This is a genomic window from Bartonella sp. AP30XZML, assembly GCF_042195945.1.
Lineage (GTDB): Bacteria > Pseudomonadota > Alphaproteobacteria > Rhizobiales > Rhizobiaceae > Bartonella.
This window is the reverse complement of the sequence record NZ_JBHIPJ010000044.1, coordinates 26,354-40,198: the sequence shown is the minus strand read 5'-3', so window position 1 is coordinate 40,198 and position 13,845 is coordinate 26,354. Positions and strand designations below refer to the sequence as shown.

Below are 13,845 nucleotides of genomic sequence, written 5' to 3'. Positions count from 1 at the left end.
GATAATATATCAAAAATATTCTAAACTTACGCGAAAGAGTTGTTCAACATCACGAACCCTATCAGCAAGAGCAAAAATCACTATTCTATCACCAGACAAAATGCGCGTATCTGCCGAAAGCTGTATTATTGTCTTATTGCGATAAATTGCACCAATTCTCAAACCATCTGATAAATTGAGCTCTGATAATGACTTACCAACCAATGAAGATGTTTGCATCACTTCAGCTTCAATAATTTCTGCTCGGCCATTAAAAACTGAATGAACAGAACGAATACGCCCACGGCGCATTTGTTGCAAAATTCTCGATATTGTAACACTATGGGGATTAAGATATGCATCCACACCAACAGCACGACTAAATTCTTGATAGGCAACATTATTAATCAATACCATATTGGCTTTGCAGCCCAATCTTTTAGCAATAATAGCGCTTAAGAGATTAACCTGATCTTGATTGGTCAATGTAATCATTAAATCGGACTGATCAATTCCCGCATCTTGAAGAATCACTGGATCTAACACGTTACCGTATAAAACTGTTGTTTTTTCAAGCTGATCAGCAATTGTGAGGGCTCTTTCTCTATGCGCTTCTATAATCTTCAATTTTAATTTATGGAAACGCTTTTCAATAGCCTGTGCAACATAAAGGCCAATGTGACCACCCCCTGCAATAATCATGCGGTGGGCATCTTGTTCTTTATGACCAAAAAGCCCAACAGCACGACGCATCTGTTCACGAGAAACAACAAGATAGGTTATATCACCAACGCGTAATTGCGTTTCTGAATGTGCAACCAATAATTCCGCGCCACGTTTAATAGCAGTAACCGTCGTATGAAGATCTGGAAAAAGCTCTGTTAATTGACGCAAAGGTGTATTAATAACTGGACAATCTTCCATGCATTCCAAAGCTAGTGCCACAATATCATCATTACAAAAATAAAGAACATCTATTGCACCAGGTAAAGCAATACGGCGCAAAACCATTTCCCCAACTTCAACTTCTGGCGAAATAACCACATCAATGGGAATATTCTCTCTGGAAAAAAGCGTCTTATAACGTGGTTCTAAATAAGATTGTGAGCGAATACGAGCAATTTTTGTGGGCACATTAAATAATGAATGTGCTACTTGGCAAGCTACCATATTAACTTCATCAAACAAAGTGACAGCAATCAACATATCAGCTTTGTCTGCATCTGCAGCCAAAAGAACTTCAGGCCGTGAACCGTGACCAACAAAACCTCTCACATCCAATGTATCGCGAATCTTTTCAATTAATCTCGTTTCAATATCAATAACAGTAACATCGTGATTTTCAGCAGCAAGACGCTCTGCTATCCCATAACCAACCTGTCCTGCTCCACAAATAATAATACGCATCGCTTTAAGAAACTCCAAGCGCTTTAAGTTTACGGTGCAAAGCTGAACGCTCCATGCCTATAAATTCAGCAGTACGTGATATATTTCCACCCAAACGCCCAATCTGCGCCACTAAATATCTCTTTTCAAATAATTCTCGAGCTTCACGTAACGGCAAATCCATTATACTTTCATCTGAATCCATTTGAAGACGTGGCAAAGAATCACTTACTTCACTGGGAAGAAAGTCCGCTGTTATAGGACCATCACCATCCCGCACAAGAATAAGAAGACGCTCAATATTATTACGTAATTGCCGCACATTACCCGGCCAAGCGTGCGTTTGCAAAATAGCAATCACATCATCACTGATTGCACGCGGTTTAATCCCAACCTGCTGTGATATTGTTTTTACAAAATGATGTACAAGTTCTGGAATATCTTCACGACGCGCTGAAAGGGGCGGAACAACAATAGGAACAACGGAAAGACGGTGAAAAAGATCCTCCCTAAAGCGCCCATCAGAAATGAGGTTTTCAAGATTTTGCGCTGTCGAAGAAATGATACGGACATCCACCTTAACACGTTTTGTGCCGCCAATTCTCTCAAATGTTTGCCCCGTTAAAACTCGAAGAATCTTCCCTTGAGTCTCACGCGGCATGTCAGCAATTTCATCAAGATATAAGATACCGCCATGAGCTTCCTCTAAGGCACCAATTTTACGCTCTCTTCCCTCCATTTCGCTGCCAAACAGCTCTATTTCCATTCTTTCTGGAGTAATCGTTGCAGCATTTATTGTAACAAATGGCCCATTCGAACGCGTTGAGAGCGCATGAATAGTTCGTGCAACAGTCTCTTTTCCTGCCCCTGAAGGACCTGTTATCATGATGCGACTATTGGTTGGTGCTACTTTTTCTATGATTTGACGCAAATTTTTTATAACTGTCGATTTTCCGAGCAACTCTAATGTCTCGTTCGAACGCTTTCGCAATTCTAAAAGCTCACGTTTTAAATTTGAATTTTCAAGTGTTCTCTCTGCAACCAATACAAGTCTATCAGCTTTAAAAGGTTTTTCAATGAAATCATATGCTCCTCGCTTTATAGCGGAAACAGCCGTCTCAATATTACCATGACCAGAGATCATAACGACCGGAAGAGCCGGATATTGTGTTTTAATTTCATCAAGCAGTGCTAAACCATCGAGACGACTACCCTGTAGCCAAATATCCAAAAAAATGAGCTTTGGAATACGCTCACTAATTTGAGCCAATGCTTCATCAGAGTTACAAGCAACACGCGTTTCATAACCTTCATCATCTAAAATACCAGCAACAAGCTCACGAATATCTGCTTCATCATCAACAATCAAGATATCTGATACCATACTATTCCCCTATCTTATGATTTATGGCTTGTATAATATTACCCTGCTTACCCCCATCCGCTGGAAATATCAAACGGATCATCGCACCACGACCTTCATAAAAACTCTCCGGTGCATCATGAAGCTCCATGAAACCACCGTGATCTTCAATAACTTTGCGCACAATAGCTAACCCCAGCCCTGTTCCTTTTTCCCGCGTTGTTATATAGGGTTCTAATAACTTTTGTCTTTGCTCTTTAGGAAGTCCTTTTCCGTTATCAACAACATCCACAACCACCCATTCTTCCTGACGATAAGAACGGATAAGAATATGACCGTGAATATTTTCCTCTCGCATAACTGAATCTATGGATTCGCTCGCGTTTTTGATAACATTGCAAAAAGCCTGTACAATGAGACGGTTATCAAATGCACCCATAAGTGGTAGAGTTCCTAAATCTTGCTCAAAATGAATATCATGTCGCGTCACTTCTATCAAGAAACATGCTTCGCGCAACAATTCTCGTATATCTAAAATATGCATTTTTGGTTTGGGCATACGTGCAAAAGAGGAAAACTCATCAACCATACGCCCAATATCTCCAACCTGCCGAATAATTGTGTCAATACACCGCTCAAAGACCTCTCTATCTTGTGTAATAGCTTTGTTATAACGTTTACGAATGCGTTCAGCGGATAACTGAATAGGTGTAAGAGGATTTTTAATTTCGTGTGCAATACGCCGCGCAATATCCGCCCACGCCGCTGTACGTTGCGCTGCAACAAGGTCTGTAATATCATCAATTGTTAGAACCCAAGATTGCCCTTGTCCATCATCCTCCTCCATCGTAACTTGGACATTACAGACACGCTCTTTTCCTGCAACGTTTAAAGTGACCTGCTCACGATGGTTTTTACGATCCAATGAACGCACAAACTGAAAAACCTGCCAAATTTCAGCGCTTAAAGATAAAAGACTTTTTCCAACAACGTGCTCTGAGCGAATATCAAACATCGCTTCAATAGACCGATTGATAATGGTGATATCACCATTATCATCTATACCTGCTACTCCCGCTGTTACACCCGATAACACAGCTTCAGAAAAACGCCGTCTTTCATCAATTTGATCACGCACTGCAATCAATTCATTACGCCGACTTTTCAATTCACTGACCATGTAATTAAAAGTTTTGGATAATTGCCCAATATCACCATCTTTTGCTCGTACTGGCACGAAAATTTCCATATTTCCAGAAGCAACATCATCGGCAGCACTAATGAGAAGACGAATAGGACGTACTAAGCGATCAGCAACAGCAATAGCAGCCCAAATGGCTGATAAGAATAAACTAAAAAAAAGACACAAATAAAGCATACCAAATGCAATCTGTGTCAGCAGGCGATTTTCATTTAAATCACGATAACGATCTGTATTAACTTCTGTCAAACGCAAAGCAGATAAAACACCTTTATCAACGTCACGCACCAAATATAAAAATGTGTTTGGAATATTGGTAAATTTTAAAATAATACCAAAATAATCATGAACGCCTGGTTGAAAAGAAAAAGGTCTCGCACTGGTTGCACGTTCAATAAGATGGGAAGGAGGAATTGGCAGTTTATCTTCATCACCAAGAGCACTCGATACAAAAATAGCTCCGCTAGAACTTAACAAAAATGCACCACGCAAATTGCGTCCTAGAGCATGACGCGTCAATTGCATCCTATATTCAGCTGGATTACGTTCTAAGAGTTTTTTGTTATCAAGTGCAAATGCCATCGCGTAGGATAAATTTTTTAAATTTTGAAGCATTTCATCTGCATAAGCATTTGCTAAATCAATAGAAGAGCCCACAATTTGCCGCGTTGTTGTATCAAACCATCGATCAAGTCCCAAATTTAGTGCTGGACCCGATACAAGAGCTACAGCAACAGCTGGCATTGTCGCAACAAGTGCAAACAATGAAATAAGGCGCACATGAAGACGCGATCCTGCACGCCTTGAACGCCAAGCACGAATGATCGGTATCATCTCATAAAAAACGATGACAATAAGCCCTAAAACCCAAAAACTATTAATTCCTATAAGAATAAGGGTTACTGTTCTACTGGGAACAACAGGAGTTAATCCAATAAGAATAATAAATGAAACAGAGGCCGTAAGTAAAGCCAATACAATAATTGTAATCCCTAAAAAAATATATACCTTACTTAAACGATACAACTCATCGTTATAAGTATTTTTATCTATGTCTTGAAGATTCGTCACAGATGTTATATTCGTCATGAGCTTACATACCCTTATCCCATTATTCTCATATAACCTTTTGTAGCAAAAATTGACAATACTAATACTACATTTAAAACTAATACTACATTTAAAATAGAGCAAATATAGTCAACGAGAAAAAACTTCTACATTTTGCAAAATATCTTTAAAATAGACTGTGTTCGACGATACTTTACGAAGGAAATGAGATGCGATTAACAAAACAAACAAATTATGCTCTTAGAATGCTCATGTATTGTGCAGATAATCAGGGAACTCTCAGTCGTGTTCCAGAAATCGCTAAAGCATATGCCGTTTCAGAGCTTTTTTTATTTAAAATCCTTCAGCTGCTTGTTCAAGCAGGTTTTATACAAACAGTGCGTGGACGCAATGGTGGAGTTAGATTGGCTAAACCCGCAGCAGAGATTTCAGTCGCGGATGTTGTGAAAGTAACAGAAGACAACTTTTCCCTCGCAGAATGCTTCGATACTGCAGAACCAACTTGCCCCTTGTTTGATTTTTGTGGTTTAAATACCGCACTTCAAAAAGCATTAAATGCTTTTTTTGAGGTATTATCCGTGATATCCCTTGCTGATCTACAACAACCATCCTTTCAAAATCATTTTAAAATTAATGACAAAAAAGCAAACTAAGATTATAATACAAGGAGATTAAGTATTTCTATTGCAGCAATAATATTAGCCGCTGGACGGGGTGAAAGAGCAGGATCTCCCCATAAAATTCCAAAACAATATCGGCTTCTAGGACAAAAGCCAATTATTTATCATACCGTGCATTGTTTTTTGCAGCATCCAGCTATCACAACAATTATTCTTGTTATTCATCCAGAAGATCGTCAAATCTGTGAACAAGCTATTGACGATTTTAAAGAGCGCCTTATTATCGTTGAAGGAGGCAATACACGTCAAATCTCTACCTTATATGGACTTCATGCACTCAAAAAATTTGCCCCCCAATATGTGCATATTCATGATGGTGCACGCCCTTTTATCGAAAACAAGCTTCTTAATAACATTCACAACACTATCACGCCTCAAGAAGGTGTTCTTCCTGTTCTGCCCATCTCTGATACCCTTAAACGTATAAATAATCAGCATATTTTAGAAACAATTCCCCGTACCCATCTTTATAGTGCACAAACTCCACAGTGTTTTCCCTTTGAACATATCTTAGCGGCCCATAAACAAGCAAAACAAGCTTGCAAACAAGAATTCACTGACGATTCTGCAATTGCCGAATGGTTTGGAATTCCTATGCGTGCCATTCCTGGGGATCCTAACAACATAAAAATTACATGGCATGAAGATTTTAATACTGCACATTTATATCTCCAAAAGAAAATGCAAATGTTTCCTGATATCCGCACCGGCAATGGTTATGATGTTCACTCTTTCGAGGATGGTGATTTTCTTATTTTATGTGGTATAAAAATCCCTTTTCATAAAAAATTAAATGGACACTCCGATGCGGATGTTGCTCTTCATGCGCTAACAGATGCCCTGCTCGCTACGCGAGGTGCTGGAGATATTGGCACACATTTCCCTCCCTCTGATCCTCAATGGAAAAATGTATCATCAGAAATTTTTCTCCGTCATGCTCTTGATATTATTAAACAAGCAGGTGGACGTATTGCCAATGTTGATATCACAATTATCGCTGAAAATCCTAAAATTGGTCCCTATCGTCATGCCATGACAGAAAATCTTATGACAATACTTTCAATGACACCTGATCGAATCTCTATCAAAGCAACAACAAATGAAAGGCTTGGATTTATTGGTCGTGGTGAAGGAATTGCTGCTCTTGCAACAGCGAGCGTTCTTTATTCAGGAGAACTTCCCCAATGACATATCTTTGTGAAAAACAAGCACATGAAGTCCTTAATACCTTTCGCCAAAAAGGTTTGCTGTTAACAACTGTAGAGTCTTGTACAGGGGGACTCATTGCTGCATGCCTCACAAATATAGCAGGATCATCAGATGTTCTCGATTGTGGATTTGTTGTTTATTCAAATGAATCTAAAACACGCCTTGTTGGCGTTTGTGCTGAACTTATAAAAACCTATGGTGCCGTTTCAAAAGAAGTTGCTCTTGCAATGGCTGAGGGTGGATTAAAACATTCACAAGCTGACATTGCAGTTTCTGTAACAGGAATTGCTGGTCCAGGAGGTGCAAGTCTTGATAAACCTGTAGGACTTGTGCATTGCGCAGTAGCTTATAAAAACCACTCCCCCCTGCACAAAGAAATGCACTTTGCTCATCTTAATCGCAATGCTATCCGCCATGCAACTGTTGAAAATGCTTTTAAAATGATTCTGGAATTGCTTCACTGAATTCCCCATACTAATTTCAAAATTCTTTATTCTCCATCGAGTCTATAATCGTCAACATCTTGAAAAAAATTTATTGTATCACAACTTGAAAATGAACGATCTGACTAGCGTAAAATTATCTCACTTTAGTCCTGTGTAGGTTGAATTAATCAAATTTATTCACTTACACGCCACAAGAGAAAAAACTGTATAAATAAAATGATTAATGAAAGGAAAACTTGTACCTCTCTCTCAAGTGCTAAGAGCTGGTACAACATCTTGAGAGATGGCAAATAAATGATACAGGAGAACTTCTTCATAAGTGTACAGATGTAGATTTTATATACTTTTACGAGAATCTATACTATTTATTATGAGCACTATTATGAAATGGGTATGACGCAAGCATGTTCTATTTGGGCGTTTTGTTTAACGAGTGTGCATCTATTAAAAAAGAGAGAAACAAAAGCATGAAGCTGTGCATCATCTTCATCATTTAAAATGATATTCCCTCAATATGCTTTTGAAAGCTGAATTAAAAACAAATAGTAAAGATGGAAACCGGTTTTCACCTTCACGCTGTTTAAGCAATACGTATTGTTAAAAAATAACAGAATAGACTATGTTACCGTAGAGCCATAAATCTGATGCGCACGCTTCTCAAAAGCCTCGGTAAATTTACGAAACGCAATATCAAACATTGAGCCCATCACTAATCCAAGCGTTTTACTTTTAAATTCATAATCAATAAAAAACTCTACATTACATGCATTGGTATTTTCAATATCATGAAAGGCCCAACGATTTTCAAGATATTTGAATGGACCATCAATATATTTAACTTCTATAAGACTTTTTTCCGGCTGAAGAAATACTTGAGTCGTAAAAGTTTCACGAATAATCTTATAGCCAACGGTCATATCCGCAAGAAGCAATATTTTTTTTCCATATTCTTTTCGAGAACGTATTATTAAAGACTCACACATTGGTAAAAATTCAGGATAACGCTCAATATCTGAAACCAGATCAAACATTTCACTGGCACTATGGGTGATCTGCCGATGTATTGTAAAAATCGGCATAATTATCTCTGTAAGGAAAATTTTTCATCACGCGCTTTTTGCAAAATGGCAAAATCATCTCCAGCATGATGAGATGAACGCGTTAGAGGATTGGAGGACATATGTAAAAATCCTTTTACTTTACCAATCTTGGCAAAAGACTCAAATTCTTCAGGAGGCACAAAACGAACAACTGGATGATGTTTTCGTGTAGGCTGCAAATATTGTCCAATTGTCATAAAGTCAACATCAGCAGCGCGCAAATCATCCATCAATTGCAAAACTTCATTTCGCTCCTCCCCGAGGCCAACCATAATTCCCGATTTTGTAAAAATTGTTGGATCAAGTTCTTTAACACGTTGTAACAAACGAATTGAATGAAAATAACGTGCCCCTGGACGGACCTTCAAATATTTAGAAGGAACTGTTTCTAAGTTATGATTAAAAACATCAGGCTTAGCAGCAACAACAACTTCTAAAGCGCCATCCTTATGACGAAAATCAGGTGTAAGAACTTCAATTGTTGTTTTAGGAGTTTTTTGACGAATCGCATAAATAACTTTTGCAAAATGCTCAGCACCACCATCAGCAAGATCATCACGATCAACAGATGTAATGACAACATGTTTTAATTCCATCCGTGCAACAGCATCAGCGACACGTTCTGGCTCATTATCATCAACGGCAAGTGGAATACCTGTTGCAACGTTACAAAAAGCACAAGCACGCGTACATATTTCACCTAAAATCATAAAGCTAGCATGCCTCTGGCTCCAACATTCGCCAATATTAGGACAACCAGCTTCTTCACATACAGTCACTAACTTATGCGTACGTACAATACCATGTGTTTCCTTATAAATTGGTGATGTTGGCGCTTTTACACGAATCCAATCTGGCTTTTTTTGAACGCTTGTATCAGGACGATGTGCCTTTTCAGGATGACGCAATCGTCTATTTGCAACTCTATCAACAACCGTAACCATTTAAGCCTTTGCCTTATAAATACGAAGTAACAATCAAAAATATAAAATTTTTCATACAATCCAGTCATCAAGCGTTTAAAACTTGACCATAAGCATCCAATACACTTTCTTTCATCATTTCCGATAAGGTCGGATGTGGAAAGACAGTATGCATTAATTCTTCTTCTGTTGTTTCAAGATTCATAGCAATAACAAAACCCTGTATCAATTCTGTTACCTCAGCCCCTACCATATGGGCCCCGAGAAGCTGTCCTGTTTTTTTATCAAAAATCGTTTTTACTAACCCCTGATCTTCACCCAAAGCAATCGCCTTACCATTCGCAGCAAAAGAATAACGACCAATACGTATATCATAACCTGCTTCTTTTGCAGCCGCTTCTGAAAGCCCTACAGAGGCAACCTGTGGTGTACAATATGTACACCCTGGAATTTTTCTTTTATCAAGCGGATGAGCGCTTTTCAAACCTGCAAGATGCTCAATACATATCACACCTTCTTCTTCTGCTTTATGGGCCAACATAGGAGGGCCTGCTACATCACCAATAGCATAAATACCTTCCACCCCCGTCCAACTCCATTCATCAGTTACAATGCAGCCGCGATCGGTTTTTATTCCCAAAGCTTCTAAACCAAGATTCTCAATATTACCTTGCACCCCAACAGCGGAAATCAACCGGTTAACAGTCATTGACTCTATTTTACCTTGAACATCAATATGTACACTTACAGAATCGGAAGATTTTTCAACCTTTGTTACTTTTGCTTGACGAAGAATGCGTAAACCTTTTTTCTCTAACTGTTTACGAGCAAACGTTGAAATTTCAATATCTTCAGCAGGCATGATATGGGGCATTATTTCAACAACAGTTACTGTCGCCCCCATATCATGATAAAAAGAAGCAAATTCAATGCCAATAGCCCCAGACCCTATAACCAAAAGCGATTTTGGCATTGCTGGCGGTATCATAGATTCAAAATAAGTCCAAATGAGTTTTCCATCTGGCTCAATACCAGGAAGGACACGAGGACGTGCGCCCGTTGCAATAATGATATGCTTTGCTTGATAAGTTCCCTCCCCTAACGTCCCTTTAGGGACTGGATTTTGCGGTTGCATAATCGGTTTGGAGGATGAAGAAACCATAATTTCCGCAGGAAGGCTTCCCTTTGCTTCTTTAGTAAGCTTTGCTTCACCCCAGATAATATCAATTTTGTTTTTTTTCATTAAAAAACCAACACCAGCATTTAAACGTGCTGAAACACTCCGTGAACGTGCCACAACATCTTTGATGTTTGCCTCAATTGAACCATTAATTTTTAATCCATAATTTGTCGCATGTTCAGCAAAATGTTTCATTTCCGCTGAACGTAGAAGGGCCTTTGTTGGAATACATCCCCAATTTAAACAGATCCCTCCCAAATGTTCACGTTCAACAATCGCAGTCTTAAAGCCACATTGTGCTGCACGAATTGCGGTTACATATCCGCCTGGACCTGATCCAATCACAATTACATCATAAAGATTTACCACAGTAATTCCTCCATGGATATATATAAAATGGATATGCATTTTTTGAACTTAAGTCTGTAAAACAACATGAGAGAATTATCTTATGTCTTTTGCTTTAAGCTTCACGCAAATGCTTTATCCAAACCAGAAATAGCAATAACATTGCTCTTTAAACTCTTTAAATTTGTTTCTATTCTCTTAACACGCTTTCTCACAATTTACGTGAAGAACTGTTAAACAGTTCAAACCAACATTGCTAATGGATTTTCAATCATCTTCTTAAAAGTCCGCGCGAGCTCTGCTGCTAAAGCACCATCGACAGCACGATGATCCGCAGAAAGCGTAACTGACATAACTGTCGCAACAACTAATGCACCATTTTTAACAACGGCGCGTTGCTCCCCTGCACCAATCGCAAAAATCGTCGCATGCGGTGGATTAAGAATAGCCGAAAAACTTTTTATACCATACATCCCCATATTTGATACAGCTGTTGTTCCACCCTGATATTCTTCCATTTTTAACTTGCCCTCGCGCGCACGCTTTGCAAAATCCTTCATCTCTTTGGAAATAAGTGATAACGGCTTTTCCTCTGCATGGCGAATAATCGGTGTAATTAATCCATTGGGAATAGAAACAGCAACCCCAACATCACAATGTTTATGATGAAGCATCCCGCCTTCAAGCCAAGAAACATTCGCATCAGGAACCGCTTTCAAAGAAAGTGCGACAGCTTTGATCACCATATCATTAACAGAAAGCTTATAAGTAGGCTGAGTTTCTTCCTGCCCCTTAACCATTGGAGCAGCAGCATTTAGTTGTGTACGCAGTGCTAATAGCGCATCAAGTTCACAATCTACCGTTACATAGAAATGTGGGACTCTCTGTTTTGATTCTACCAAACGTGTCGCGATTGTTTTACGCATATTATTATGGGGAGCGAAGCTATATTCATCCTCTTTGAAGAGTTTCAATATCTGTTTGTCCGAAGCACCTGTAGCTATTAGCTCCCCTATCGGTGAGGAATAAGACACTTTAGACATATCGCTGCTCACAGCTTTTTCTACATCGCGCTTAATAATACGCCCATGCGGACCACTTCCAGAAATAAGGGATAAATCAAGACCTGCCTGAGATGCTAATCGCCGCGCTAAGGGAGAGGCAAAAAGACGAGCTTCCTTTTTATCTTGCTGTATTAATTGCCCAGTTGATGATTCATGAGACATTTTTATTCCCTTTGAGTCCGTCTGTTTCAGAGAATCTGTCTGTTTGATGCCCTCTGGTTTTTGTCTTGTAGAAGAAGAGATTTCTTCTGTAACTTTTGCAGCTTCAGCTAAATCTTCACCTTCTTCTGCTAAAACAACAATTAAAGCATTTACTTTAACGCCTTGTGTTCCAGCAGGAACAACAATTTTAGCAACCCTACCTTCATCAACGGCTTCGACTTCCATTGTCGCTTTATCCGTCTCAATCTCAGCAATAACATCACCAGAGGAAACCTTATCTCCCTCCTTAATATTCCATTTTGTTAAATTTCCCTCTTCCATCGTAGGGGAAAGCGCTGGCATTGTAATTTTAATGGGCATTATGCTTTCCTCCGTTATGCTCTGTATGTCACAGCCTTAACGGCCTCAATAATTTCAGCAGTATTAGGCAAAGCCAACTTCTCAAGATTAGCGGCATAAGGCATCGGAACATCTTTGCCAGAAATCGTAGCAATTGGCGCATCAAGATAGTCAAAAGCCTGCTGCATAACACGCGTTGCTATTTCAGTTCCCACAGATGACTGAGGAAATCCCTCTTCAATTGTTACCAAACGACCTGTTTTTTTAACTGACGAAAGAATTGTTGGAAAATCCATCGGGCGAATGGTTCGTAAATCAATCAATTCAACATCAATACCAAGTTTTTCAATTTCTGGTAACGCTTGAACAGCATAATGCATCCCAATTCCACATGCAACAATCGTCACATCTTGTCCAGACTTATGAATACGTGCCTTACCAATAGGCAAAAGAAAATCATCCAGTTGAGGAACATCAAATTGATGCCCATACAAAATCTCATTTTCAAGGAAAATAACAGGATTATCATCACGAATAGCAGCTTTCAGCAAACCTTTTGCATCTGCAGCACTATAAGGCATGACAACTTTCAGACCTGGTACATGACTATACCATGCAGCATAACATTGAGAATGTTGAGCACCAACACGGGCAGCCGCGCCATTGGGACCTCGGAAAACCATAGGAGCGGTCATTTGTCCACCAGACATATAACGTGTTTTGGCTGCTGAGTTAATAATTTGGTCCATCGCCTGCATCGCAAAATTAAATGTCATAAACTCAACAATGGGACGTAACCCACCAAAAGCAGCCCCGACAGCCAGCCCAGCAAAGCCGTGCTCTGTAATTGGGGTATCAATAACTCGGCGTTCTCCGAATTCTTCCAACAAACCTTGACTAACCTTATAAGCACCTTGATATTGCGCGACTTCTTCCCCCATAAGAAAAACTGTTTCATCACGCCGCATTTCTTCAGCCAAAGCCTGATTAAGCGCTTCACGAACTGTCATTGTAACCATTTGTGTTCCCGCCGGAATATCAAAATTAGGAGCAGCCTGCGGAACTGACGAAGCCAGAGAAAGAGGAGATTCCTTAGTTTTTTGTGCTGTATCAATAGGTTGCGAAATATCCTCAGCACGCTCACCTTCTTCTAACAAAATCGCAATAACAGTGTTAACCTTTACGCCTTCTGAACCTTCAGGCACAAAAATCTTACCAAGAGTACCTTCATCAACGGCCTCTACTTCCATTGTAGCCTTATCCGTTTCAATTTCAGCAATAACATCGCCAGAGCTAACCTTATCACCTTCTTTCTTGAGCCATTTAGACAGTTTACCTTCTTCCATAGTTGGTGAAAGCGCCGGCATCAAAATATCAATAGACATACTTGCTTC

At 39.4% G+C, this 13,845-nt stretch carries 11 protein-coding genes; 3 read left to right on the top strand and 8 right to left on the bottom strand.

Annotation, left to right across the window (positions count from 1 at the left end; translation table 11 throughout):
* Positions 1-9: 9 nt before the first annotated feature.
* Genes trkA through ACFIL2_RS03105 form a run of 3 tightly spaced genes read right to left on the bottom strand, consistent with a single transcriptional unit; the run spans position 10 to position 5,018 of the window.
* On the bottom strand, positions 10-1,386 hold the full coding sequence (trkA, locus tag ACFIL2_RS03115) for a Trk system potassium transporter TrkA (protein WP_375611279.1): 1,377 nt from the start codon (positions 1,384-1,386) through the stop codon (positions 10-12).
* Positions 1,387-1,390: 4 nt separating this feature from the next.
* A complete protein-coding gene (locus ACFIL2_RS03110; RefSeq protein ID WP_375617700.1) occupies positions 1,391-2,749 on the bottom strand; it encodes a sigma-54-dependent transcriptional regulator in 1,359 nt (452 codons plus the stop codon).
* Position 2,750: 1 nt separating this feature from the next.
* Positions 2,751-5,018: an ATP-binding protein gene (locus ACFIL2_RS03105; RefSeq protein ID WP_375631782.1), complete on the bottom strand. Its 2,268-nt coding sequence runs from the start codon at positions 5,016-5,018 to the stop codon at positions 2,751-2,753.
* A 191-nt stretch (positions 5,019-5,209) separates the two neighbouring features.
* Between ACFIL2_RS03105 and rirA the strand changes: the two genes are divergently transcribed.
* Genes rirA through ACFIL2_RS03090 form a run of 3 tightly spaced genes read left to right on the top strand, consistent with a single transcriptional unit; the run spans position 5,210 to position 7,353 of the window.
* Entirely contained in the window at positions 5,210-5,653 is a 444-nt protein-coding gene (rirA, locus tag ACFIL2_RS03100) for an iron-responsive transcriptional regulator RirA (protein ID WP_375611276.1), read from the top strand.
* A 24-nt stretch (positions 5,654-5,677) separates the two neighbouring features.
* Positions 5,678-6,868, top strand: a complete 1,191-nt coding sequence (locus ACFIL2_RS03095; RefSeq protein WP_375633118.1) for a bifunctional 2-C-methyl-D-erythritol 4-phosphate cytidylyltransferase/2-C-methyl-D-erythritol 2,4-cyclodiphosphate synthase — start codon at positions 5,678-5,680, stop codon at positions 6,866-6,868.
* Positions 6,865-7,353, top strand: coding sequence for a CinA family protein (locus tag ACFIL2_RS03090; RefSeq protein WP_375628982.1), 489 nt, complete (start codon positions 6,865-6,867; stop codon positions 7,351-7,353). Before ACFIL2_RS03095 ends, ACFIL2_RS03090 begins: the two co-directional genes overlap by 4 nt.
* 599 nt (positions 7,354-7,952) lie before the next feature.
* On the opposite strand, the gene ACFIL2_RS03085 is transcribed toward ACFIL2_RS03090, so the two are convergent.
* The 5 genes from ACFIL2_RS03085 to ACFIL2_RS03065 form a co-directional block, all read right to left on the bottom strand.
* Complete coding sequence (locus tag ACFIL2_RS03085; protein WP_273791149.1) at positions 7,953-8,414, bottom strand: type II toxin-antitoxin system RatA family toxin; 462 nt, start codon at positions 8,412-8,414, stop codon at positions 7,953-7,955.
* 2 nt (positions 8,415-8,416) lie between these two features.
* A complete protein-coding gene (gene lipA, locus ACFIL2_RS03080; RefSeq protein WP_375633075.1) occupies positions 8,417-9,379 on the bottom strand; it encodes a lipoyl synthase in 963 nt (320 codons plus the stop codon).
* 67 nt (positions 9,380-9,446) lie between these two features.
* A complete protein-coding gene (gene lpdA / locus ACFIL2_RS03075; RefSeq protein ID WP_375680428.1) occupies positions 9,447-10,907 on the bottom strand; it encodes a dihydrolipoyl dehydrogenase in 1,461 nt (486 codons plus the stop codon).
* A 221-nt stretch (positions 10,908-11,128) separates the two neighbouring features.
* Positions 11,129-12,472: a pyruvate dehydrogenase complex dihydrolipoamide acetyltransferase gene (locus ACFIL2_RS03070; protein WP_375633079.1), complete on the bottom strand. Its 1,344-nt coding sequence runs from the start codon at positions 12,470-12,472 to the stop codon at positions 11,129-11,131.
* A 14-nt stretch (positions 12,473-12,486) separates the two neighbouring features.
* Positions 12,487-13,836 carry a pyruvate dehydrogenase complex E1 component subunit beta gene (locus ACFIL2_RS03065; RefSeq protein WP_375680427.1) on the bottom strand — a complete coding sequence of 450 codons (1,350 nt, stop codon included), beginning with the start codon at positions 13,834-13,836 and terminating at the stop codon, positions 12,487-12,489.
* Positions 13,837-13,845: the final 9 nt, after the last annotated feature.